Below are 25,504 nucleotides of genomic sequence, written 5' to 3'. Positions count from 1 at the left end.
GAGTGTTGGTTATGGAGTTGAAGAAGTATCAAAACCGGGTGATCGCCGATCTAGAGGATTACCTCACCCAGCTCAACGAGCAGCCTACGCTGAACGATGCTTTTAAGGTGTTTTGGGAGTCTCGCCAGATTGAGGTTGGCACCCCGCAGATGCCGGGCTACCAGAATGTGATCGATGGTGTTCCGCACGTGTGTTACAAGGTTCCAACTGGCGGTGGGAAGACGTTTTTGGCGTGTGCGTCGGTGAAGCCGATATTTGAGGCTTTGCCGCCGACGCGGAAACAGGCTGTGGTGTGGCTGGTGCCGTCGGATTCGATTTTGACGCAAACCTTGGCGGCGTTGAAGAATCCGGCCCATCCGTATCGGCAGAAGTTGAACGCTGATTTTGGTGGCCGTGTTGAGGTGTATTCGAAAGAAGAGCTGCTGGCAGGGCAGAATTTCAGCCCGTCGACCGTGGCTGAGCAGCTGTCAGTGATGGTGCTCTCGTATGATTCGTTCCGCTCACGAACAAAGGACGGACGCAAGGCATACCAAGCTAATGGGAATCTCGCCTCGTTCGCGACCGCGTTTGGTGCCCCGGAGCAGCCGATCGAGAACGCGGATGAAACTGCACTGTTCCAGGTGATTAACCAGTTGAATCCCGTCGTTATCGTGGATGAGTCGCATCACGCGACGAGCACGTTGAGCCAGGAGATGCTCACGAATTTCAACCCTGCATTCATTCTTGATCTAACCGCAACCCCGAAGCGGCAAGCAAACGTGATCTCGTATGTGGATGCGCTCTCACTTAAGAACGAGAGCATGGTCAAACTTCCGGTCATCGCATACAACCGGGCGTCACAAAAGGATGTTGTCACAGACGCGATCGACCTGCGTCGTTCACTAGAAATCGCTGCTACACAGCAGTATGAAAGTGGTGGCGCTTATATTCGCCCAATCGTGTTGTTTCAGGCTCAGCCGAAGACGAGCGAGGACGCTACCTCGTTTGAGCGGCTGCGTGACAAGCTCGTCAAGGCGGGTATTCCTGCAGAGCAGATCGCGATCAAGACCGCCGACGTAAACGAGCTTAAAGGCGTTGACCTGCTCAGCAAGGAGTGCCCGATCAGGTTCATCATCACCGTGAACGCGTTGAAGGAGGGCTGGGATTGCCCCTTCGCCTATATTTTGGCGTCGTTGGCGAACAAGACCAGTCAGGTCGATGTTGAGCAGATCCTTGGCCGTGTTCTGCGCCAACCCCACGCCAGGAAGCAGCCGAACACGTTGTTGAACATGAGTTACGTGTTGACCTCCTCGAACGATTTCGGGACCACGCTCAATCAGATCGTTGCGGGGCTCAACAGTGCCGGATTCTCCAAGCGTGACTTCCGTGCAGCCGATCAAGTAGCTTTCGACTTCACTGGCACGGACCAGCCAAGCAAACCTGCCCCAACGTCCCCAGTCGCAGGGGAAGGTATGGACGTTGAAGAGTTCTTGGAGTTTGACGAAGAACAGGTTGCAGCTGATCTGGATGCGCGAGAAGAATCCGCTAGTTCACCAGAGCCTTCGGCGGATCCGACGGTTGCTTCGATGATTGAGCAGGCGGCTCAGCAGGGTGCGGACTATGAGCAGGAGGTCGAAGAAGCTGCACAGATGGGTGAGGGCTTCGTACCTTCAGATTTGGAGGATGCTGTGGACACGAGCTTCGTCAACCACGAATTTGATGACGAGATCGAAATCCTTCGCCTTCCCCAATTCGTCATCCAAGAACCCGGATCAGCATTGTTCCCGACCGCTCATGAGGGATACAACGAGCTCAAGCACGAGGCACTAGCCGGTGACTTTGACTTAAAGACGAAAGACATCGACATTGACCTGTCGACGGCCGATGAGCAGATGTACAAGATCGACGTGCGAAAGGACTCCGAGGTTCCTAAAGCCTTCCGGATGTCGAGTACCGATCAGAAATTCATGCGCGAACACTTCTCGAAACTGAGCGTCGAAGGACAAAAACGCAACACGGCAATCGCCATCTACGATCGGATCAAACCGATCAATTCGATCACTGACTCTGACTTGCGCGCATACATTGTGCGGATGGTTGAAGCGTTTGGCACCGAGCAGCTGCTGACATTTCAAGAGCATCCGCATGCGGTAGCAAGCAAGGTCAAGCAAAAAATCGATGGTCTTTTGGAAGCGCACAAAGTCAAGAGATTCTATGAGGATATCGAGACCCGCCGCGTTGATGTTCAAGCGTTATACGCGTTTCCGAAAGCGATCCAGCCCATTCATGCCTCCTCCCTCATTGGTGGCTCCCTGTATGAGGCCGAAGACAAGATGAACGGATTTGAGCTCGAACTCGCTGGTCGCTTCTCTGGAATGGACAACGTTCGCTGGTGGCACCGGATCATTGAACGCAAGGGCTTTTGCCTCAACGGTCCGTTCAACCACTACCCAGATTTCGTCGTGATGACCGCTAGCGGCACCATCGTGGTTGTCGAGTCCAAGGGCGAGCATTTGAAGAACGACGATTCTAACCGCAAGATCAGGCTCGGCCGGGCGTGGGCGAACATGTCTGGCAATGACTACCGCTACTACATGGTCTTCGAAGATGGCGTCACTCCGCCTGACGGGGCGATCACTTTGTCGGAGCTCGTGCGTATCCTCGAAAAGCTGTAGGCGGGAAGGACACCTCTTGGGAGAAGACGAGATGGCACAGGCAACGATCACGCCAACGCTGCGCGGCGACACATTCGCGTCCACGTTCACCGAAGTGGCCCATTCGAACACGTTAGGTCTTCGAAACGACGAACAGTTACGCCTGTTCCATCTGTCTATCCAAAACAACCGCTTCGACCACACGGCCCTCGTCAAGTTCCTCAAACGCAACGTTGGACGCTACGTCTTCTCCCGCGCCGAATACGAAGGCTACAAACAGCGAGACGATCTCGAAGAAGTTGCTCTCGACGCGGTAAACCGGATGCGTTCACAACAAGACGGCATGGGGTTAGGTGAAATCTTGCTCTACGTCCTGCTCGAACAAATCCTCGAAGCACCCAAAGTGATGAGCAAGATCGAGCTCAACCAGGCCCGAGGCCAGATCCACAGCCGCTGTGACGCCATCCACCTACTCACACCAGACGGTCAGCGAACCACCAGCAGCATCGTGTTTGGAACCTCCAGCGTGGTCGGCAACATTGGGGATGCCATCACTGCAGCATTCGACCGCGTTGTAGATATAGAACAGAATCGCTCAGACGAGGTTCAGCTCGCCGAGCAAACTGTGTTCACCAAGACCCTCGACCCAGCAACAGCAAACTACGTCAAAGATCTGCTAATCCCGAAGCCGGGTGGAGCACCCGAGTTTGATACCGCTTATTCGATGTTCCTGGGCTACGACATCGGTCTCGATCCGAAGAACTATGGCAACCAGCAATATCGGGCTGCGCTCGATCAGAAAATGCAGGGAGATATCGCCGCGCACGCCCAAATCATCGCCAACGAGATCAACACCCGAAACCTCGATAACTACTCGTTCTACATTTACGTTGTGCCTCTCAACGAAGTAGACGTTGACGCGGACGCAATTATGGATGGGCTCGTGGGTGGGCCAGGTGGTAGCCATGTCTGACAAGAAATTAACAGTCGGCGAGCTCGTATTTTCTGACATCGACTCCAACGAATTCCTCAAACAGCTGTACGCCAACCTGCTCTACAACTACGGCTTACATCGATTGGGGCTGGCGGATCGTCACCCATACGACGTGGATCTTGAAGCCGCCCTGCGATTCGCAGACCTGCTGTCGAAATCAATCCACCCCACCAATCGTGACCGACACAGGGTGTGGGCGCAAGAAATCGCGCTCCTGTGCCACATTCTCTACCCACAAGACGCGCGAACGAAAGCATACGTTCCTGCAATCTTCACCACGCTAGGTAACTACCCAGGCCTGAAGCAGTTGGGTGTGACTTCCGATGCGGGCATCCTCGACGCCGCATTCAACGCCTACCAAGCCGAATACCTCACCGTGCCCGGTGATAAGTCGATGAAGTTTTTCGCGCCGCAAAAGAAGATCTACGACCGCCTGAACGACGGCAAGTTTTCCTTCTCGGCCCCAACGTCACTGGGCAAGTCCTTCATCATGCGCACCTTCATCACCAACCAGATCAAATCCGGGGTGACAGCCAACTTTGCGATCATCGTGCCGTCAAAAGCGCTGATCAACGAGACCCGCTCGAAACTGATCGCTGACCTCGGCGAAGACCTTGAACGGCACAACTATCGAATCGTCAGTGCCGCTGGTGACATCGTGCTCGAAGGCGATCACAACTTCATCTTCGTGCTCACCCCAGAACGCTTGCTTTACCTTCTGATCGGCAAACCTGCAATCGAATTCGAGTACGTCTTTTTCGACGAATCACACAAACTCTCAGGCAAGAACAGCCGCGCCCCGTTCTACTACCAAACCGTGACAATCCTTCAACACCGCCACAGACCACCACACTTCATCTTCGCTTCACCCAACATTCCCAACCCAGAGGTATTCCTAAGGCTGGTTGATCCAAACTCTGACGAAAATGAAACCAACGCGGTCGCAACCCAGTATTCGCCAGTCGCGCAATTCAAATACCTCGTCAACCTGCACGAGAACACCATTTCCAGCTACAACGACCACACCCAAGAATTCACGCACCTAGCCTCACTTCAAGCTCAGGACGCTACCGCACAGGGCGTAACCCGATTTGTTAGTGAATCATCACGAGGTTCAGATCATCGTGGGCAAACCATCGTGTTTCATTCTGCCCGACATCACGCAGTGCAAGCGGCGCGTGACTATGCCCAGGGTTTGGCAGACCTCAACGATAAAGACTTGGACGCTCTCGCAAAAGACATCGAACGCGACGTCCACGAGGACTACTACCTCAGCGGTCTCATCCGTAGAGGCGTCAGCTACCACATCGGCTACCTCCCGCCAGCGATCCGCGAACGCATCGAAGGCCTGTTCCGCGAAGGCAAAATCTCGACACTATTCTGCACCAGCACGCTCCTCGAAGGAGTCAACCTTCCCGCCGACAACCTCGTCATCACAACCAACAAAATCGGCAGAGCAGGAATGACAGCAGTCGACTTCAAGAACCTGATCGGCCGAGTCGGGCGTATCGAGTTCAACCTCTACGGCAACGTATTCATCATCGTGGGCAACCAACTTGCATCCGAGCAAAAGGCCAAGGAACTCCTACAAGCGAACGTTCCTGCACAGAAGCTATCCGTGCAAACTGACTCACAAATTATCAGCAAGAAAATGAAGCAAGGTGTCGTCAAGGATCTACAGGAAGGTCGCATCGAATTCTCCAAAGGGAATGAGAGCTATGAGCGTTATGATATGAAACGCAAATTCGGTCTCATGCTCTTGCGCGACATCACTACCGGACGTCAAAGCCTGGTGCGTGAAGAATTCTCTGACTATCTTGACGAACAGGCTACCAACAGCATTATTGCTACTTTCTCGCGACGCGAAGGCCAACAAGATGACGATATCAATGTCTCCGTTGACCAGGCAGAAGCGCTGACGCACGCAATCCAAGCTGGACTCCAGTATCCACAACTTTCTCCAAACGGAAAGTTCAGTTACGACGAGACCCTCGCGTTTCTTCAGCGGCTTGCCTCAATCTTCAAATGGCGAATTTACAATCCCGAGACGTTAGGGAGAACAACCAAGGGAAGTGACCAGCTCGCTATGCTGTCCTGGTACACCGTCCTCCTGTTGCAGTGGATGGAGGGACACGGTTTGCGTTCCATCATGAATCGTGCAATCGAGCATCACCGGAAAACTGGAATTGTGTGGATCAATCGGCAACCGAATCGCTACCTAGATTCGAAAGAACACCGAAACCTTGTTTTTAGTGACACGCTTGAAGCTATTGAGCAAGTAATCCTTTTTGAGCTATCGAATTACTTTCTTAAATTCTCCAACGAATACAAGAAGGTCCACGGAAAAGAGCAGTTCGACAACGACTGGTACGAATACGTCGAGTACGGCACAACGAAACAGGAAACCATCCTTCTCCAACGACTCGGATTCACCCGCGAGAGCGCCACTTACATTCGAATCAACGTCTCCAATGCAATCTTCCTTCACGAAGGAAAACCCCACCTGAACCCGATTCTCCTCGAAAGCTCGAACATCAACGTCCGCAAAGAAGCCAACGAAATCAGATACAACGTGCCAGAAGCCTTCTCGATGCCAGATTTCTTGTTCTAACACCCTCGTCTGATACCCGCTAACGCAAGCATTCCCGCAGACCCCCTCAACCAGAAACGTGCCCCTGCCGCGCGGACGTCATGGCGACGAGCACCAGATCACCGGACCTCCAGCGAGCCAACGAACAACCCCAGAAACGACAAAACCCCTGCTCAACAGGGGTTCAAGGGTTCAAGCGGCTTTTATCATTTTCGACGTCTAAGTATCCACTATGACCTCGCATTTGATAAGGCTGGGGTTGCGTTTGGCGAGTATGCCCTTGGGGGTCTAGAATTTCGGCGAGCGTTGGCGGGTTTATGTTTTCCCTGGTCAGCCGTAGTTTTCTAGCTTCACGGCGCCACCTTCCTAACCGTTGTCGAGTGAGCAAATCCGCGACAATAAAATGCTGTCATCGCTTAGACCGACTAAACCAAAAAACTAGGCTCCGTTATTTCCACCAAAAATTTTTTATGCTCGAAAGAGCTCATCGTGCGATCCAGTGCGCTGGAAGTAGGCGGTCTGGTTATCGACTCGCCAAATAACCAACCAATCACCTGCATTCGCCACGTGGCATTCGTTGCTTCCGACCCACTCACCGGACAACTTATGCATACGATGCCTCCGCTTGAGGATTTCTAGGCATTCCAGACTGTTCTCAAGAATGAGATCAACCACAGTCTCAAGTTCGAAGAGTTCCCAACGACGTTTTGCGGCCTTCTTCTTGAGATCCCTACTAAAGGCAGGCGTAAACTTGCCCGTGAGCCGACAAGTCATGCCATAGCAGCCTCGAGGAGATCTGAGCCTGAGGCGTAGCCTTCACCATTGCCAGTGGAGATCATTTCTTCGGTTTCTCGAATCGCTTCCAAGCTTTCGGCATTGGGACGGCGATAGTCAAACGAAAGCGGAATAGCATTGGTGCTCACAATCTCGGTAAAGAAAGCGCGCACGATTGACGACAGGTCGAGCCCGTAGCCTTCCACCACCTTGGCCGCCTCATCCTTTAGGTCACTATCGATCCGTACCGTCAAACTACTGTTTGGCATGACACTCCCCATCAACACTTGCACCGACAGTATATGACATAAGCACAAATAACGCCAGACAATTGCCTGACGACTGAGAAGTAGTGTAGGTTGCCGCTAGTCTTGGCTATTGAGGCGTGAGTAGATTAGCGGCAATAGAACGCGATCGACATCTGCTCTGAATTGGGCATCCGAAAGGTATTTGATCGCGAAATCTTGATTTTGGCTCATGCGCTCAAGGACGATGTCTTGGATGCGCTCAGAGTAGACGATGGAGAACAAGTCCACGGAGTTGTGAGCTCGAGCTTTGACCTCTGCGTCTTCGACCATGTCCTCGGTAAGCTGTTCGATGACCTTGTCCATGTGGGTGAACTCGGTTCCCCAGCGGTCGTTGAGTTTCGAGATGATATTCGACAGGCTATCTTTCTCGTCTTCGCTCGCACCTGAGGTGTCGGGGTTGTTCGCCAGTTGGCCTTCCTCGTCCATGAGGTCGATTGAGTCTTCGTAGACTTTTTGGATGCGGTAGTACTGCAGTGCGACCTCATCTTCCAGGTGTGGGGTGGGATCACCATCGATGCGGAGCTTACGGACGAGGAGTTTGGCGTAAGCGGCGAAACGGTGCAGTCGCTCGTCGTCGTAGCGAATGATATGGGTCAAGAAGTCGTAGTTGCGGTTGAACTTGTTCATCCGCGCTCGCACTTCAAGTTTGTCCTCATCCTCGAGCTCATTGAAACGCGCAACCGCTGGATCCAGGTAGGCGTTCAGGCGGCTGAAGTCGAGATTGGTCTGCTTCGTCTGCTGGGTAAAGAACACTCTTGTGAAGCCCTCGATTTCCTTGTCTGTCCACAGGTGGTAGGAGGCGAGGAAGTGATACAAGTCGTAGACGATATTCGGATCGGTCTCTTCAGTGATGCCAGTGGAAATGTAGTAGTCCTGGAAAGACTTCTGGATCTCCTCAGCAGTGTTAACAAAATCGAGCACAAATGTGTCAGTCTTGCCCGGGTGCATGCGGTTGATCCTTGACAGGGTCTGCACGGCCTTCACCCCGTGTAGTTTCTTGTCGACGTACATGGTGTGAAGCAGCGGCTGGTCGAAGCCGGTCTGGTATTTCTCCGCAACGAGCAACAGCTGATACTCGCAGGTAGCGAACCTTTCGGGCAGCTCGGCTTCAGGAATCTGGTTGAGTTGTTCCTCGGTGTACTCCGCCCCCTGATCTTCAACAGCCCCAGAGAACGCGACTAGGACGCCAAGATCCGTGTATCCCTTCTGTTTGATGTAGTCACGGAAGGCGAAGTAGTAACGAACCGCGTGCAAGCGAGACCCCGTCACCAGCATCGCTTTAGCCTGGCCACCGATCTTGTGGGCGACATTGGCACGGAAATGCTCAATAATTATCTCCGCCTTCTGCCGCAGATTGTATGGATGCAGACTCAAGTACTTGCCCAGGGCTTTGTTCGCCTGCTTGGTGGAGTACTCAGGGTCATCGGCAGTGGTCTTACCGATCTTGTAGTACGTCTGGTACGTGGTGTAGTTCTTGAGTACGTCAAGGATGAAGCCCTCTTCGATAGCCTGACGCATTGAGTACACGTGGAATGGACGTGGAGTAGCATCCGGCACCGGAGTGCCGAAGATCTCTAGCGTCTTCTGCTTCGGAGTCGCGGTAAACGCGAAGAATGACAGGTTCTCTTGATGGCCCTGCGTTCGTAGCTCCTCAGCGATCTGTTCATCAATCTCAAGTTGCTCGGCCTCGACCTGCGCCTCGGCGGCCGCGTATCGCTCTAAGAGGTCTTCTTCGGATTCTTTACCCGCCGTAGCGGTATCCGCCAGAACTTGCTTCAGCTTCTCCGACGCCTCACCAGTCTGGGACGAATGCGCCTCATCCACGATGACAGCAAACCGCTTCCCGGCTGTGGCAACCTTGCTCACGTCAACAAACGGGAACTTCTGCAACGTCGAGATGATGATCTTCGCACCATCGGCCAGCGCCTCTGTCAGTTGGCGGGCGTTCTTATCGACCCTCACCACCACGCCAGCAGTGTGATCCATCGAAAAAACCGTATCCTGCAGCTGCTTATCCAACACACGCCGATCCGTGATCACGATGATCGAATCGAAAACCGCCCGCTGCTGATCATCATGCAGATTCGACAAGTGGTGCGCTAACCAGGCGATCGTGTTCGATTTGCCCGAACCGGCCGAATGCTGCACCAAGTAGTTCTTTCCGGCGCCATGCTCCTTGGCGTCCGCCACCAAAGCACGCACCGCATCAAGCTGGTGATACCTAGGAAAGATCAGTTTGTCCTTACGCCGATCACTCTCATGCGGGACGAACTGGACGAACCGCTGCAGAATATCGAGCAGGGAATCCTTCGCCAGCACCTCCTCCCACAAGTAAGACGTCTTGTACTTACCCGGCACCGGAGGGTTGCCAGCACCATTTTTGTAGCCCCGATTAAACGGCAAGAACACAGTATCCATCCCGGCGAGCTTCGTAGTCATCCACGCCTCGTCAGTATCGACAGCGAAGTGAACCACCGCACGCCGGTTCAACCCAAACAACACCTCAGAAGCAGGCCGGGAACTCTTGTACTGATGAATCGCATTCCGGTACGTCTGGCCAGTCAGCTGATTCTTTAACTCCAACGTCACCACCGGGATACCGTTGACGAACAGCACAGTATCCACCGAGTTCTCGTTCTTCGTCGAATAGTGCAACTGACGCACCACCGTCATCCGGTTAGCCCAGTACTTCTCCGCTAACACCTCATTCAAATCAGAACCCGGCGCAAAGAACACCAGCTTGAATCTAGCCCCCAGGTCTTCTACGCCACGGCGTAACACCTCGACCACGCCACGCCGGTCGAGCTCGCGAGCCACCCGTTTACAGAATCTCTCGCCAGCCTTCGCCCCATGAATACGCTCCAGGCGCTCCCACTGCTGAGGCTGAGTCTCCCGCACAAAATCCAGCAGATCCTGCGAATACAAACCAAGCTGCCTGTCATACCCTGAAGGCGACTTCGACTCATAAAGGTCAAACTCAGACGGGCCAACGTGCGTCAACCAATACTCGATCTCGTCCTCAAACCTGCGCTCAGACGTATCCATCACGCAACCTCTCCCACACGAACCTTGCCCGTCACCAGATCATTAATAACCTGCTTGCGATATTTACCTAGAAGCTCAATCTGCTTATTGATCCCGGCCACAGTGGAGTCAATTTCGCTGGATTTTTTGTTAAGGAAATCCGCTATGCGGCCCTGCTCAGATAGTGGAGGTAGAGGGAAAACCATATGACTAAAAGTCTTGAAATTAATTGACTGCCCATCCCGTAATTGGTCAGTCAGCGAAGACAGCTTCGCAATGAACGGAGAAGACTTCAATAGCCATCGATAGTAGTTCTTGTCTCCACCCTGACGAGCGGAAATGACCGTGTAGGCGTTACTCACTTTCCCGGCGTAGTTCGAAAGCTCTATACCACCTTGGAAACTTCTCAGATGAATGATGAAATCACCAATCTCTACATGTTTCATATTGTTAGGAGCTGAGAGGTTAAGAACCGGCTTCGTGCCAGACATTCGCATGTACTCTTCTTGAGGAAGTACTCCATAAATTTGTGATGGGGTCAGGTGCACATCTGTTTCGGTAGATTTTTCTTTTCTCTGAAAGAACAACGCTTTAGCCCGCTTGATTTCCCACGCCAAAGGAACTTCGCCAATCCAGTCGATTCCACTATCTTTCATCGGCACATCGGGATCCAGCCCACGGGTCACGGTACGAGCGATCAGCTCACGCCTATACCGCTCCAACAACTCCACCTGGCGAGCCATCTTCCCGATCATCCCATCAATCTCAGCAGTTCGCAGGTCAATAAGATCTGTAATCTGCCTTTGTTCATCAACGGGTGGAAAAACGATAGGCATCCCGTTCAACATTGGCTTCCGAATTGAGTCGACCGTCGACTTTGCAGACCCTGCATCCACCTGCATGGGAAAGAAGGTGGAAAGGTAGTAGAAACCAAAATCTGTGGTGACCCGATTCAAGAACTCGATGCAGTAAACACGCTGATGACATGCAAATTTTCCGCTTACTCTATGGAATATCCTTCCTGCGCCAGCACCGTCTCCAGACATCAAAACTGCCTCAGCATCAAAGGTGAAGGCGTTAGCTCTACGAACAACTGGAGATCGAACATAGAAAGGATAGAGTCCATCATCTACCGAATCTACGGTATCCATGTTTCCGGTATTGATTCGCGTGAGGCGAATGAGCTTTGCAGATTCCCAGCCACCCGGAACTTCCTTTATCCAGGGGATATCCTGTCGTTCCAATTCGCCCATTACCCCACCTGCTCGCTGAAGAGTTTGGCGATGTCGGCTTGGATGCTTGCGGAGAGGGCTTGGATTTCGGTGAGGGTTTCTATCGGGTCGCCGAGTTCTTCGTACTTGTAGAAATAGCGGGTGAAGGGAATCTCGTAGCCGATCTTGGTTTTGCTGTGGTCGATCCACGCGTCTGGCGCGTAGGGGATGACTTCACGTTGGAAGTAGGCTTCGACGTCCTCACGGAACGGGATCTGTTCACTGTCGCGCAGGTCTGAGTCAGGTTCTGGGTTGCCTTTCGCGTCGAGGCAGATGTCCGCGTCCGGGTTCTTCACGCCGAGTTCTGCCACGATCTTGCGCAGCACAGTAATACTGATCTTCTGGCCGCGCTCTTTGACGCCTTCGCGGACCGCATTAGTGAACTCGTCACGATTCAGGAACACCTGCTCAGAGCCGAGCCCCTGTAGGGTCTTGATGATTACGTCTTGTAGGCGCTTGCCAGCCTCAATCGCCTGGGAGCGTGCCGGTTCGGCCTTCTTTCTGGAGGTGGCCAGCGCAGTGAATGTCTTGGTTTCTTGGAGCGCCTTGATGGCCTCGGGCGTGGCTTGGAAGCTGAGCCGCAGAGGGCGTTCGACGGTGACTTCGTGGTAGGCGAAGTCTTCAGTATCGAATATCTTCGACTCCTCAGTTTCCTGGAACGCACCATAGATGCGCGTGATGTCAGCGATGTTGGCCTCGGTGAGTTCTTTTCGTTTCTCACCGAGGGGTTTGCGCATCCGCTGGAAATAGTTGGTGGCGTCGATGAGTTGCACCTTGCTCTTGCGGCGGCGTTCTTTCCGGTTGGAGAGCACCCACACGTAGGTGAGGATTCCGGTGTTGTAGAACATCTGATCCGGTAGGGCGATGATCGCCTCGAGCCAGTCGTTTTCAAGAATCCAGCGGCGAATTTCGGACTCGCCCTGGCCAGCCCCGCCTGTGAACAGCGGAGAGCCGTTGAACACGATGCCGATCCGTGTTCCTGGTGCGTTGACCGGATCGTTGGGATCGTAGGGCTGCATCTTAGAGATCATGTGCTGCAAGAACAGGAACGAGCCGTCCGAGACCCGGGGAGTGCCCGCGCCGAACCTGCCCTGATACCCCTTGCGCTCGGCTTCTTCGAGGATCGGGGCGGCGTATTTCTTCCAGTTCACCCCGAACGGCGGATTGCACAGCATGTAGTCGAAGTGCTTGCCTGCCGTCTTGTCGTCAGTGAGCGTGTTACCAAGGTAGATGCGCTCTTGGCGTTCGCCTTTGATCATGATGTCTGACTTCGCCACGGCATAGGTCTGCGGATTGAGCTCCTGACCGAACACCTCTAGACGAGCGGTTTCGTTCATCTCCGCGACGTGCTGGGCTGCAATCGACAACATGCCGCCCGTGCCTACCCCTGGGTCGCACAACCAGTCACGATGGATACAAGACCCTGGTGCGGAGTGGTGCTATCCGATAGCGCCGAGACCGGCTATGAACTGGGAATTCGTACCGTCGCCGTCGTTTGGAGATTAGGCTGCTTAACCGTTGAGTGTCCGGCACGCCGCTACCCCGGCTGTCTTCCGTAGAGGGGTGAACCAGTCGGGATTTCGCGCGCAGCAATTGCTACTCCTGGTCGACGTCATCCTCTTCATCGTCTTGAGGCTGTGTATCCTTCTCAGCCTGGTGGCGAAGCTCCCAGTAAACAAGGTCGGAGATCTCTTTAATGATCTGGCCCTTACGATGAGCGCTTTCGAAGAACTTCTCCATGATGTTTTGCTGGGAGTCCTGGTGATCGAGCACCGCATTCGTGACGGCAGTTTCGATCGTCTGCGACTCACGAAACTGCTCCTTGGTGTTTGCGTTGACCTGATCCTTAATCTCTTCATTCTGAACCAGAATCGTGACGACGCCCTGTCCCCAAGACTCCACTGAACCAGGGTCAAACTCTTCGTCCTCAAACAGGGAATTGATGTTGTTCAGGGTTTCTTCCCAGGCCACCAGGTGCGGGTCGCGCGAACGTCCACCGCCAACTCCCATCGGGTTGAGCTTCTCGCCGTCGCCGCCGAGTGAAATAGCTCCTTCGCTCTGGCGCGTCTGCTTGATGAGGGTGAGCTCGATGTTGTTAAAGTCCAGCTCTTCTGGAGTCTTGCGACCAGTAAGTCGCGGTCGTAGTAGCCGGAGGAACAGGGCGAGGTTCTCGAGGTCGGTGTCCTGATAGTCGACAACCTGAGACAGGAAATCGTAGAGGCGCACGAATGAGCCAACGTCCTTGCGGAAGAGGTCAAGCTCGTCAATCTCGGCCTTTGTGTTGTCGGCCAAGGCTGCGACGTAGTGGTCATTGAACCGATCAGCGGCTTGCTTCAGCGGTGCAGTGTGCTTACCGTGCTTCTTCTCGATGATGAATGCCTGCGCGAAGGCATCCACGTCATCCTTCGTATAGATCCCGGCAATTTCAAGCTTCCGCGCAAGGTCATGCACGAGGTCTGGGTCGGTAGTTTCAATGATTTCGGCAGTGCGGTAGTACGGCAGGAGTGCGTCACGGATCGTGTCCGTGTCGTTGACGAAGTCAAGAATGTACATGGTGTCTTTACCCTTCGACGGCAGGGTACGGTTCAGACGGGAAAGCGTCTGGACCGCTTCGATCCCGTCAAGGCGTTTGTCCACGTACATCGCGAACAGCAACGGCTGATCAAAGCCCGTCTGGTACTTGTTGGCAACAATCAGAACCTGGAACTGATCGCCCGCGAACGCCTGTGGAATCCCGCGCCCGCGCAGGTCAGGGTTCATGTTCGTTTCTGTATATGGCTCCTGCACTCCGGGCACGAAATCATCAATCTGCTCAGCGGTTAAGCTTCCGGAGAGCGCCACCAAGGTTCCCAATGGGTAATTGTGTTTCTCAACATAAGCATCGATTGCCATCTTGTACTTCAGCGCAGCGGCTCGGCTCGAGGTCACCACCATCGCCTTAGCGTGTCCATCGAGGAGCTCAGCAACATTCTCGCGGAAATGCTCGACGATGATCTGAACCTTCTGAACAATGTTTGCCGGATGCAGACTCACCCACCGCATGAGGCTCTCTTTCGCGGTGCCCTCATCGACGAGATCTTCACCACCAACAGCACCACCAGCTCTCTGAGCGAGCTGGAAAGCCGTCTCATAAGTCGTGTAGTTACGCAGCACATCAAGGATAAAACCCTCCTCGATGGCCTGCTGCATCGTGTACACGTGGAAAGGCTGTGGCAACCCATCCGCACCAGGGCGCCAAACATCTCCAACGACTTGCCCTTCGGCGTAGCAGTAAATGCATGGAGCGAGATGTTCTGAGCTGTCGCCCGCGCTGCCATCTCACCGGCAAGCACGTCCTCGACGCTTACCTCGCCACCGCCCTCGAGGGCTTCGACCTCTGCTTGTGAAAGAACCTGTCGCAGCTTCTGAGCACTTGTACCGGTTTGAGATGAGTGCGCCTAGTGCGCGATTACCGCAAACTTGCGATCCGCGAGCCCACCCTGCTGCGCAAGCGCCTCAAGCACTAACGGGAAAGTCTGGAACGTGACGATGATGATGAGCTTGCCGCTACTCAGTTCCTTGGCTAACAGGTCCGATTTTGAGGTAGCTGACGCTTTACAAACCTCGTCAGCGTTAATCGTTTCGACCAAACCCCTCGTGCCCTCAATTGCCTTCTGAAGCTGGTCATCGAGCACGGTACGATCTGTCACGACAATCACCGAATCAAAAGTCTTCGAAATATCGGCGTTGTGGAGGTTCGCCAGCCCGTGAGCCAGCCACGCGATCGAGTTCGTTTTTCCTGATCCTGCAGAGTGCTAGATCAGGTACTTACTACCCGCCCCCTCAGCGCTCGTGGTCTCGAGCAAACTAGTGACGGCCTCCCACTGGTGGAAGCGCGGGAAGATGATCTGCCTACTACGCGAGCGAACACCAGTGATTGGATCGACCTTCTCAGTGATCTGCAGTTGTATCACTAGGACTGGCTCACCGGACCCAATCCGGGCTACGGCTTTGCCGGCGGGACCTATCCGTCTTCCACGCTGACGGATGAGGACCACATCGAGGCGATCCGCGACTTCCTCGCCGAGATCGACCCGGAGACCGGTTACCTCTCAGACGACTGAAGCCTCGGCCGGCACGACTTGGCACTGCACCCCGCCGACGGAACACGCGCAAGCGCCGGGTTCAGCGTTCACGTTCCTCCCGGTCAGGTGCAGTCGCGCTGAGAGCGGTGCTGACGACCGATTCGGGCCCCGCAGCGGCCGACTCGACCGGCAGCACGGCGCGACCGGCGCCGTGGTTGAGCGTCTGCGTCCGGTATCGCCGCTGGTGCCACACGGTCAGTGCCGCGCCGATGGCGTAGAGGATGCTCGAACCGACGAACACCGACACGTAGCCCAGCTGGCCGGCCACAGACAGGGAGACCGCGCCAGCGCCGAAGGACACGAGCATGGCGAACGAGGCGAGCGTGGTGTAGTCCGACCCAGCGCTGCCCGGACGCGAGTAGTCCATGTTGATCGAGTACACGATGATGGAGCCGGCGGTGTAGCCGAGGAAGAACACGATCGTCACCGCGACGATGTAGACCGTGGATGCTACACCCGAGATGACGGGGAGGAACGCGACCATTCCGATAACCGCCAGTGCACAGCCGACCAGCAGGACGCGCTCCCTGCCGAAGCGCTGGATCAGCACCCCTGTGCCGAGGGCGGCAGCTGTCCCGCAGACACCAGCGAGCAGCGTAGTCAGGGTGGCTGTCTCTTCGGCGCTCCAACCTTGGTCGATGAGGCTCGGGGTGATGAGACTGTAGCCTGCAGTGAGGCCCATCCACGTTATCGGCACCACAAGCAGCATCCAGATCCCCGCGCCCCGCTGGCGCACCACCGTCCAGATGGTGTTCACCGAGATCCGCGCGGCCCGCGCCTCGGCGCTGGCTGGGGGTTCAGGGCTCACGGCGATCAGCAGCGTCGGCAGGAGGGTGAGCACAGCAAGAGTCGCGAGGGCGGCGAACCAGCCGGCCCACCCGTAGATCACGGTCGTGAGTCCGCCTCCGACGATGAGGCCGATGTAGCTCCCGGCAACCTGGACGCCGTTGGCGAATCCGCGTTCATCACTGCGGATCGAAGAGATCGCCAAGGCATCGGCCGCTACGTCCTGCGTCGCCGAGAGGAGGATGTAGACGGCGGCCAGCAGCAGGAAGACCCCGAACTGTGCGCGCACATCCGGCAGGCAGGCGATGACCGCAAGGACGCAGGCGAGAAGCGGCTGAAGAACGAGCAGCCAGCTGCGGTAGTGGCCCCCGGCCCGGTTGCGGCCGAATCGGTCGACCACTGGTGCCACAGGAACTTCACCGCCCAGAGCATCCCCAGGGCACTCACGGCTGCCATCGATTCGAGTGCGACCCCTTTCTCGCGGAGGATAGCCGTAGCGCCGGTCATGAGGAACCCGATGCCGAAGTACTGGGAGGCATACAGCGCAAGAAGCAGCAGGAAGCGCCGTTCGCTGAGCCGGGTTTTCGAGGATCCGTTGCGGATTCGTGTGTCAGAGGCGCGCACGACCAACCTTCCAGAAGCCCGAGCTCATCACCTGACGGCGGGGGACATCGCATTCCTTGACCAGGAAGCGCCGTCCGAGCGCGGCAGTCTTGGCCTCGGCACACACCCATCCGTAGTCGATCCTGCCCAACTGCTGCTGGCCGAGTTCAGCGGCGAGCGCAGAACCGGGGTCGTCTCCACCGCGGCACACGACGGCGATGCCGGCTTCGCGCGTACCCGGCAGGACATGGTCCTCGCTCGGCACCTCGACGATCGCACTGAAGCGCAGCTCGGGGTCCGATTTGTGAGCGGAGAGGATTTCGAGCACACCGGGAAGACCGGTCTCATCGGCGATCAGCACGTGGTGCCCGACATCGGGAGCACTGCCGTAAGGCGCGGTCTGAAAGCGCAGGCCGACCGGATCGCCAGGTTTCACCCGTGTGATCCAGCGGGCGCCGGGACCGTCGTGTCCGCGGCTGACGATGTCGATGTCGATCTCAGCGAGCGCCGCGCGATGTTCGCGCACTGTGTACCACCGCAGATCGGGGCGGGAGGCCTCCGGAATGCGCGAGAGAGTCGATCGTGGGTTGAGACCTGCGTAGTCGGGCATCTGGAGGCCCTGCCCGGGCGGCGGCATGAAGAGACCCACATACTCATCCGGACCCATCAGCGCCACGTCTGAGATCTCCGAGGCTGTGATCGTGACGCGGCGGAACGCCGGCGTCAGGTCGGTGACGGCGGTGACGCGAGCGGAGAACTGGGGGCAGTGGTCGCGCTCCGGTGGCAGCGCCATGGACCGCGAGTAGACCGCACGGATCGTCGACTTCGCGGTGCTCTCAAGCAGATTGCCTCGTTTGGACATGTAAGCCTTTCTTAGGTTAGCCTAACCTTAAGAGGGATCCTACACCGGCACCCACGGCGATGTCGACGCGACCGCGAGCAGCTTCTGGCGCTGCCTGGACAAACGGAATCCCGGAGGCCAGCAGCCTCCGGAAGAAGCAGGAAGCGGCGAGGGTGCACCTCGCCGCTTCCGCATGTCGTTCTGTTCGAGCCCCTATGCCAGCATCAGCCGTTCCCGGCCTCGGCCACCACCGCGGGATCTGTCACGATCCGTCGCAGCACCTCGGTGAGGTGGTTGAGACCGGCGAGCAGGTCGTCGTCCTTGGTGAACTCGTTGAGGTTGTGCGAGACGCCTTCGAAACTCGGCACGAACAGCATCACCGTCAGCACAAGGTCCTTCATGTTCGTCGAATCGTGACCGGCCACGGTCAGCACCTCGCCATGGGACAGGCCGAATGCCTTGGCGACGGAACGCGGTGCCCTCCGGCTGGTAGGGGTTCTGGTCCCAGGCGTGCTCGTGGACGATGTCGATCTCGACAGCGACGGTCTCCTCCACCTCGGCGATGCTCGTCCGCAGCTTCGCAGCCGCGCTGTCGATGACCTCCATGCTCGGTGAACGCAGGTCGAGCAGGATGCGGGCCTCGCTGGCGACGACCGGGGAGTTCGGGTAGACGGTGATCTCACCGACCGCGGAATGCAGAACGCCCTCTTCGTAGTCGTCGACGAGCTCGCGGGCGGCAACGATGAGCGTGGCCGCCCCGAGCAGCGCGTGACGCCGTCCTCGTCCATGTTGCTGGCCCTGCTCGACGTGGATCTCGGCATACGCGGCCAGGTCGACTTCGACCGGCCCGAACTGGTTGCCGATCTCATCGCGGACGACCTTCATCCCGTGGCGCTGCAGGAGCTCTGCGAACCAGCGGCGCTGCTGGCCGTCGGGCTCGGTGGCCTCCTGCCGGTCGACCCCGTGGGTGCCGGGCACCGCACCGAAAGTGCAGTGGACGTTCCAGTCGGCGAGGAATGCCTCAGCCTGTGACGTGTGTGTCATGGTCGGTCTCCGTTCATTACCCCGGCCGGCACCTCCGGGGAGGGGGGCGCGCAGCGTCGGGTCGGTGATGACGTGCAGCAGTGCACCGGTCGGGCTCATCAATGCCCGTTCGACAGTGTCGACGATCTCATCGGTCGAGCGCACGGTTTCGCCGTGCAGACCGTAGGACTGCGCTATGAGCGCGAAGTCCGGGTTCGTCAGTAGTTCGCGCGCGTTTGTATCCAGCGTTGCATGAAAGTTTCATAAATCTCGATGTTCTCGCGGTCCCGCAAGTGCCAGGCCACAATCTCACTCATCAGCAACGACACCTCGTGCGGCGTGTAGAACTCGCCCGCCTTCTTACCCGCGTTCGCCGCGAAATTCGAGATGAGGTACTCGTAGATGAAGCCCAGCACGTCATAGTCCTGCTTGCCCCCCATCGGGATGTCCTGGATGAGGTAGATGAGGTCACGCGCCGCCTTCGACTGGGCGCGGGCATCCGTACCCAACTTCGAAAGACCCGACTGAAGCGTGTCAAAAATGCCGTTGAAGACCTTCTTGCGAGCCGGGTCAATGTTGCGGCTAAACGCGGAGAGCGCGTCGCGAACGTTATCGATGCCGAAATCATTGCCCTTGGCCAGCCACGTGCCAAACAGGTTCTCGTAAGAAATGAAGTAGCCACACAGGTCTCGGGTGTACTCGACGATCTCGACGTCGTCCTCCGTCAGCGCCGTCAAGTCATCCAGCCCGTCCCGCCTCAGCCGCGCCACCTGCTCTTCAGACAGGAACTTGTAGAAAATGAAGCCAAGAATGTAGTCCTTATATTCATTCGCCTCGATCTTCGAGCGCATACGATTCGCAGACTTCCAAATCCTGGAAGCAAGCTCCTGCTTATTCATCACTCAACCCACATTCTACTTCGACTCCGGCACCAACGCCGACATGCTGCTTGCCATGTTACTGGAGGAGAAGCGGGCACCTGAGCAGGCCGGCCGGTCGCCGTCGGCCCGGCCCCAGCCATAGACCCAATACACCACCAATTGAGAAGAGCCTAAAGCGTCCTGGGTGGAAGTCGCGGCCGACCAGATCAGGACACATATCTAATCTCTTCGAGCTACGAGTTGTCACCGGTGATGTGCCCTTGCCTCTACCCGATACTCCAGCTATGCACATCAGTCTAGCAGTCTGTTCTCAACTAACCGCGATGCCATTACGGTGCAGGGCCTGCCACATTTTCCACACTCCATAGCTGCAATCACGCGCGTCATGCATGCTCTTCGCGCGTTCAAATGAGTGCCATGTCCCGCACGGCTCTGACGCTCTGCCCGCGGCACGAAGCCGGGCGTTGTCCAGGCTCATGTCCCCCTCACCAGGCGACGGCAACCCAGCCTTACGAGCAGCCTGAACCCACTGCAGGAGACAGCTTTGAACGCGCCACACAAATTCGTATACAAAAAGCGGCGAGGCCACGGGATCTCTCCCGTGGCCTCGCCGCTTTTGTGTTAGTCAGCGACTCAGCGCAGTGACTGTTCTACAGCTCAGCGCTTCGAGGGGCGCCTGCGCACTGCGAGCAGTCCCACGCCGCCGGTGATCAGCATAGCTGCTGCAACGAGTGCCGCTGCGACGCTGGCGCCGGTGTGCGGCAGAGACCAGCTACCAGAGCTGCTCGAGCCCGCCGGGTTGCTACCGTGCCCACCCGAGGTGCCAGGAGTCTGAGCTCCATCACTCGGCTTGTCACCGGGCGTGGAAGGCTGGCTCGGCTCGTCGCCGGGCGTGCCGGGTTCAGTCGGGTTGCTGGGCTTGTCACCCGGATCCTCGGACGGGTCCTGCGTAGGCTCGTCTGACGGATCGTCGGTCGGGTCCGGGGTCGGCTCTTCGCTCGGGTCCTCGGATGGGTCCGGGGTCGGCTGTTCGCAGTTGCACTTGGCGCCTACGCGCAGCTTGCGCGGCTGCGGTTCGGTCACGACCTTCTCGGTGGTCTCCGGGTCACCGACCGGCTTGCCGTTTTCGAGCTTCCAGGTCTTGGTGATTTCCTTTTCGCCGAAAGCGCCAGGCTGGTCTTCAACGATCTTGCCGACTTCGAGGTTCGGGTCGTACTCGATGACCGTGTCGAACGGGATCTTTTCGGTGTGCTTATCGGTCAGCTCGGTCTGGTTCTTGGCCGGACCAACCTCGACGATGTGCTTAACCGGATCGCTGATCTTTTCGGAGGTGTCCTCCGTGGAGATCTCACCGTTTTCGGCGTTCACCTTGACGGTGTGCTTGACCTCGCCCTGCTTACCTTCCTGGACAACCTTGGTTTCACCAGGCTGCAGGTCAGGGTTGACGCGCACCTCGACGTCGAACGGAGTCTTCTCAGTCCACTCGATCTCGGTGGAGGCGGGCTTGCCCTTCGTGCCGACCTTGATGATCTGCTTGACCGGCTCGGTCACACGCTCGGTTTCGGTCTTGGAGTCCACAACCTTCGAGTTCTCGATGGTCAGGGTAGTGGTTACCTTGTCCTTACCAAGCTTGCCTTCCTGAACAGTTTCCTGCTTCCCGGCTTCCATCGTGTCGTCGAAGATGACCTCGGTCTCGAATGGCACATCCTTGGTGTACTCACTGGTGTGGGTGCCTTCAGTGGTGGTCTTGGTGCCGACACGGATGATCTGCTTGACAGGTTCCTTGGTGCGCTCAGTCGTCACTTCCGGGTCACCCGAAGGCTTGCCGTCCACGATCTTCTGAGTCGAGGTCACAACCTCGGTACCAAGTTCACCCTTCTGATCACAACCTTCTGCTGACCTTCTTCCAGGGTGTTGTCGAAGACGATCGCGGTTTCGAACGGAACAGGCCTCTCGACCTTGGTCACCAGCTCGCTCGGAGCTAGGCCGGGGCCGTACTCAACGATCCGCTTGACAGGCTCCTTGGTGGTCTTCTCCTCGGCTACCTCAGCCTTATCGCCCTCGGCCGTGAACTTAGCGGTATAGGTCTTCTCGCCGTTCTCACCTTCCTGAACAACCCGGGTTTCACCAGGCTTCAGGTCCGGGTTCTCGCGAACCTCGGTCGGGTACGGGATCGGAACCGTCCACGTGACTTCCTTGGCGCTCTTAGCAGGCTTAGTGCCGACGATGACGACCTCGTTCACCGGCGCCTTGGTCTGCTCCCAGCTGCCGTCCTTGTTCTGCTTTTCTGAGCCCGGCTCGCCCTTGGTCTCAACCTTGTACTCGCCGGCAGGGATGGTGTCGTCGTACTTGTATTCGACCTTGAACGGAACTTCACGGGTAGGAACGTCAACAACGTTCACCACTGCGTAAGCGCTATCCGTGGAGCCGTCTTCGTAGGAAACGGTGACGGGAATCTTGACCTGGTCGCCCGGCTTTGCATCCGCAGGTGCGGTTGCGGTTACCTGGCCGTTCTCGTCAATGCGGGCATCCCAGCCGGCCGGAATTTCACCCAGCTTGTAGGGGTTTTCCTTTGCGACGTTGACGTTGTCTGGCTTTTCCAGAGCAACTGGTAGCGTCGCGGTCTCGCCCGGGTAGACCGTTTCTACAGGGTAGGTCGGCTCAGCTTCCCAGCTGTTGGTTAGCTTCACCACGGTGGTGACAGGCACCAACGGAGTTGAACCGTCTGGGGTTTCAACAGTGACGTTGATGGTCTTGCTGTCACCCGGCTTGGCATCTGCCGGAGGGGTAGAAGTGACGACACCGGTGTTCGGGTCGACCTTGTACTTCCAGCCGTCAACCTCCTGCTCGGTGATCGGTTGGTCGTTCTCATCCTTACCGAACGAGAACTTCGACCCCTTAGGGGCGTCCTGAACGTTGTGGTTCACAGCCTGGTTCGGGCCGGTGGTCTGCACGTCGTATGACGCGTTGATATCGCCTTTCAGAACGACCACGGTGCCCTTGACCTCTTGCGGCTTGTCAACGTTGTCGTAGTAGGCAAGAACCGGCACGTTCAGGATGTAGCCCTCTGGAGCGGTCCGAGGAATGGTCGTGGTGATTTCACCAGTGGTCTCATCAATCTTGACGGTCCACTTACCGCTCTCATCTTCGACGGTGTACTCGGTCTTACCTTCCTTGAAGGTGTAGCGCTTCGGCGCCTCATCGCTCGTGTTACCACTCAGGCCGCGCTCTGGAACCTCAGGCTTGAGAGTGACCTTGGCGCTTGGCTTATTGGTCACCGTGCCGTAGGTCGGGATCTTGATGTCAACGATCGCCTGGAACTGGGTCTCGATTTCGTCCGTGGTCTGGTCCGGGTAGGTTGCCTTCACCTTCGGGGTGATGATGGTGCCCGGCGCCACGGTGTCGTCGGCCTTCGCAGTGACCTTGCCGGTCTCATCGATAGTGACAGTCCAGCCTTCAGGAACGGTGGACTCATCGATCTCGAACTTAGCCGGGTGAACCGGCTTGTAGCCCTTCATGATGGATTTCGTGCCCACCTGGGCGGTCAGCTCGTCGCCAATCGTGCCCTTCGTCAGACCCGGGCGTACGAGGTCGGTGACCTGGGTGTTGTTCGGGTCAACAACGACGAGCAGTTCAAGCTTGTCAGTGGAGCCGTTGGAGTACTCCACTGTAATAACAGGGCGCGCGAAGGTGCCCGGACGCGGATTCTCCGGGGCGGTGACGGTGACGTTGTAGTCCTCGTCCATCTCCACGGTCCAGCCCTCGTAGACGTACCTCTCGTCGAGGGTGACCTTAGCTTCGAAGCCGCCGTCGCCCTTCTTCTTTGCCAGTTCCTTAATCAGGTCAGCGGTCTGGGTGAAGGTGACCTTCTGCGGCTCGGTCGCAATCGGGCCGGTAGCGCTATCGACGCCGGAGATGATCGAAGCCTCGGTCTTGTCGTACTTCGGGGAGTGGTACTCCGTGTCATCCAGGGAGAAGGCCTTCGAGTCGATGACGTTCGCCTTGTTGTAGCGAGTCAGCGAATTAGAGCTGTCGAAGACTTTGCCTTCGCCATAGAGATTGTTGTTCTTGTCAGCAGCCTGGAGCTGGTCCACGGTACGTGGCTTAGCCAGAACGGAGAAGCTCACGTTCTTGTCAGTGGCCAAGTCGGTACCGCGATACTCAGGCCAGGTGAAGTAGATCTCGCCGGTCTTTTCGTCGATACGCAGGTTCTGCGTACCGCCGGACGCTGCCGGGTCGGTGGTGCCGATGAACTTACCGTTGCCGTCGTAGGCCTCCACGACCATGCGAGACATCGAATCGTCCGTGCCTTCGCCCTTGACAGCAGGAACGTTGATCTTACCGACCTTGGTTTCCACACCAGGGACGATAACGTGCTTCTCGAAAGACTCCCACGACACCGTGATCGGGTTACATTCGATGTTCTCGCTCGGCCACGGGTTTACGATAGCGCTGAATCCAGCACTGTTACCTTGCGAGGCATACGGTCCGGTCGGGTTCCCTTTCTTGTAGTTACTTTGCCAACCGTAACGCACAGGGTTATCGGCAGTGGCCGAGGCGAACTGTTTGATTTTCTCCTCGGTCAGCTCTGCATAGATATTAACGTTTCGTTGGCGGACGGCCGCAGTAATCTCAATGTTCTCGTCAGCCTTGTGGGTGACGTTCTTGTCAAGGAAGGTCTGACCGACTTCCATGGAGGGCAGCTCGCCGACATCCAGAACGCCGCCAAGTAGACCCGAATTGGTGAAGCTCCAATCAGCGAATGTGCGATCTTTCGAGTTATCAAAAGACACACTCACGCCCCATAGGGTTTTCGACGGGCTCGTTGCGCTTGGCTCCAACGTCTTCCACGTGAAACCCGCCTGGCTGCCGTCCGGAGTGCTTTCATAGACAACGCACGATCCAGCCGGGAGGTCGGAAGCCTTCTGGGCGTCCTTCTCCACCGCGCCGGACGTGTCTCGGATGCCGCCGGTGAAGGTTGACGCGGACGCCGGTGAGGCCGTCACGAGGCTGGATCCGGCAGATGCGCCCAGAGTTAAGGCGAGGGCTGTCAGTGCAGCACTCGGGGCACGCAAAAAGCGCCTTCCCGGTGTCGAAGCTTTAGATAAATCCATCCCTAAGTCCTTCCAATCTTCTATATGACTTCAGCGGCAGCCGGAGGACGGGGCGGCGCGCAAGAACACTCTCCACCGCCGGCCTCGCAGGCTCGGGGTCGGCAGGTTTGTAAAGGAGTTAACAGCATTCGCATCTAGGATACTGCACTTTTCTTGCTTTCGACACTGCGCGGATTTCGCATATCCGAGGCGGCCAACAATTGAACAGCAAGGCGTTGAGGGGTACTCTCCCCTACGGGCGTTTTGTCAGTGAGCATAAGATCACATAGCGATCGTCAAGGATTGGTTCTAGATGCTCTCACCTTGGGGAGGATGGCGATCTGTTTCCGTTGCTGACCGCGTAGTTGCGGGCCGCGGTGATCTCCTGGTCGCCCATGCCGTCGCCGACCAGAAGGATGCCGTTCTTCCCGCCGGTCTGGCTGACGGGGTCGCACACAAACGCCGTCTGGTCGCCACTGCTCTGGTCGACGTCGCAAGGGCGAACCACACCCAGTACAGGACGACGCCGGTCAGTACGATCCCGAGCACCGCGCCCAGC

Annotated in this window: 17 protein-coding genes and 1 pseudogene; 4 read left to right on the top strand and 14 right to left on the bottom strand. The window is 56.8% G+C overall.

From position 1 onward, the window contains the following. Positions 1–11 precede the first annotated feature (11 nt). From BN2664_RS07660 to BN2664_RS07650, 3 genes are read left to right on the top strand one after another with little or no spacing between them, the layout of a single operon-like run. Positions 12–2,654: a DEAD/DEAH box helicase gene (locus BN2664_RS07660; protein WP_007000770.1), complete on the top strand. Its 2,643-nt coding sequence runs from the start codon at positions 12–14 to the stop codon at positions 2,652–2,654. 16 nt (positions 2,655–2,670) lie between these two features. Then, a complete protein-coding gene (locus BN2664_RS07655; protein ID WP_231723462.1) occupies positions 2,671–3,606 on the top strand; it encodes a HamA C-terminal domain-containing protein in 936 nt (311 codons plus the stop codon). Then, positions 3,599–6,238, top strand: a complete 2,640-nt coding sequence (locus BN2664_RS07650; RefSeq protein ID WP_231723461.1) for a DEAD/DEAH box helicase — start codon at positions 3,599–3,601, stop codon at positions 6,236–6,238. Before BN2664_RS07655 ends, BN2664_RS07650 begins: the two co-directional genes overlap by 8 nt. A gap of 447 nt (positions 6,239–6,685) precedes the next feature. Here the strand turns inward: BN2664_RS07650 and BN2664_RS09065 are convergent, their stop codons facing one another. The 11 genes and pseudogenes from BN2664_RS09065 to BN2664_RS09490 form a co-directional block, all read right to left on the bottom strand. Further along, positions 6,686–6,991 carry a type II toxin-antitoxin system YafQ family toxin gene (locus BN2664_RS09065; protein ID WP_007000773.1) on the bottom strand — a complete coding sequence of 102 codons (306 nt, stop codon included), beginning with the start codon at positions 6,989–6,991 and terminating at the stop codon, positions 6,686–6,688. Then, positions 6,988–7,260 carry a type II toxin-antitoxin system RelB/DinJ family antitoxin gene (locus BN2664_RS07640; protein WP_007000774.1) on the bottom strand — a complete coding sequence of 91 codons (273 nt, stop codon included), beginning with the start codon at positions 7,258–7,260 and terminating at the stop codon, positions 6,988–6,990. Before BN2664_RS07640 ends, BN2664_RS09065 begins: the two co-directional genes overlap by 4 nt. Positions 7,261–7,356: 96 nt before the next feature. Beyond that, positions 7,357–10,344, bottom strand: coding sequence for a type I restriction endonuclease subunit R (locus BN2664_RS07635; RefSeq protein ID WP_007000775.1), 2,988 nt, complete (start codon positions 10,342–10,344; stop codon positions 7,357–7,359). Beyond that, the gene (locus BN2664_RS07630; RefSeq protein ID WP_007000776.1) at positions 10,344–11,576 is read right to left on the bottom strand and encodes a restriction endonuclease subunit S; all 1,233 of its coding nucleotides are present in this window, start codon (positions 11,574–11,576) and stop codon (positions 10,344–10,346) included. The genes BN2664_RS07635 and BN2664_RS07630 overlap by 1 nt, the downstream gene beginning before the upstream one ends. Then, complete coding sequence (locus tag BN2664_RS07625; RefSeq protein WP_269431469.1) at positions 11,576–12,994, bottom strand: HsdM family class I SAM-dependent methyltransferase; 1,419 nt, start codon at positions 12,992–12,994, stop codon at positions 11,576–11,578. The genes BN2664_RS07630 and BN2664_RS07625 overlap by 1 nt, the downstream gene beginning before the upstream one ends. A 196-nt stretch (positions 12,995–13,190) precedes the next feature. Then, the gene (locus tag BN2664_RS07620) at positions 13,191–14,747 is read right to left on the bottom strand and encodes a type I restriction endonuclease subunit R (RefSeq protein WP_197408655.1); all 1,557 of its coding nucleotides are present in this window, start codon (positions 14,745–14,747) and stop codon (positions 13,191–13,193) included. A gap of 284 nt (positions 14,748–15,031) precedes the next feature. Beyond that, positions 15,032–15,376: pseudogene (locus BN2664_RS09300) on the bottom strand (type I restriction endonuclease subunit R); the annotation flags it as partial. Between the two features lie 12 nt (positions 15,377–15,388). Beyond that, positions 15,389–15,547: a hypothetical protein gene (locus BN2664_RS09295; RefSeq protein ID WP_197408654.1), complete on the bottom strand. Its 159-nt coding sequence runs from the start codon at positions 15,545–15,547 to the stop codon at positions 15,389–15,391. A gap of 211 nt (positions 15,548–15,758) precedes the next feature. Beyond that, positions 15,759–16,913 carry an MFS transporter gene (locus BN2664_RS07615; protein WP_007000782.1) on the bottom strand — a complete coding sequence of 385 codons (1,155 nt, stop codon included), beginning with the start codon at positions 16,911–16,913 and terminating at the stop codon, positions 15,759–15,761. Between the two features lie 201 nt (positions 16,914–17,114). Further along, entirely contained in the window at positions 17,115–17,969 is an 855-nt protein-coding gene (locus BN2664_RS07610; RefSeq protein ID WP_007000783.1) for a siderophore-interacting protein, read from the bottom strand. Positions 17,970–18,172: 203 nt separating this feature from the next. After that, on the bottom strand, positions 18,173–18,373 hold the full coding sequence (locus BN2664_RS09490) for a M20/M25/M40 family metallo-hydrolase (RefSeq protein ID WP_231723460.1): 201 nt from the start codon (positions 18,371–18,373) through the stop codon (positions 18,173–18,175). A gap of 268 nt (positions 18,374–18,641) precedes the next feature. Here BN2664_RS09490 and BN2664_RS09285 point away from each other — a divergent pair, with 268 nt between their 5' ends. Continuing rightward, positions 18,642–18,980, top strand: coding sequence for a hypothetical protein (locus tag BN2664_RS09285; protein WP_007000785.1), 339 nt, complete (start codon positions 18,642–18,644; stop codon positions 18,978–18,980). Positions 18,981–19,189: 209 nt separating this feature from the next. Here BN2664_RS09285 and BN2664_RS07595 read toward each other — a convergent pair whose 3' ends face one another. The 3 genes from BN2664_RS07595 to BN2664_RS07590 all read right to left on the bottom strand — a co-directional run bounded on the left by BN2664_RS07595 (position 19,190) and on the right by BN2664_RS07590 (position 24,966). Next, positions 19,190–19,870 (bottom strand): type I restriction-modification system subunit M N-terminal domain-containing protein, encoded by a 681-nt coding sequence (locus BN2664_RS07595; protein WP_007000786.1) that lies wholly within the window; start codon positions 19,868–19,870, stop codon positions 19,190–19,192. A gap of 639 nt (positions 19,871–20,509) precedes the next feature. Then, on the bottom strand, positions 20,510–21,706 hold the full coding sequence (locus tag BN2664_RS09280) for a G5 domain-containing protein (RefSeq protein WP_197408652.1): 1,197 nt from the start codon (positions 21,704–21,706) through the stop codon (positions 20,510–20,512). After that, positions 21,703–24,966: an adhesin domain containing protein gene (locus BN2664_RS07590; RefSeq protein WP_197408651.1), complete on the bottom strand. Its 3,264-nt coding sequence runs from the start codon at positions 24,964–24,966 to the stop codon at positions 21,703–21,705. Before BN2664_RS07590 ends, BN2664_RS09280 begins: the two co-directional genes overlap by 4 nt. Between the last annotated feature and the right edge of the window lie 538 nt (positions 24,967–25,504).

This window comes from Actinobaculum massiliense (genome assembly GCF_001457435.1).
GTDB classification, from domain to species: domain Bacteria; phylum Actinomycetota; class Actinomycetes; order Actinomycetales; family Actinomycetaceae; genus Actinobaculum; species Actinobaculum massiliense.
Note: the sequence above shows the minus strand (reverse complement) of the source record. Positions and strands in the feature narration are given on the sequence as shown.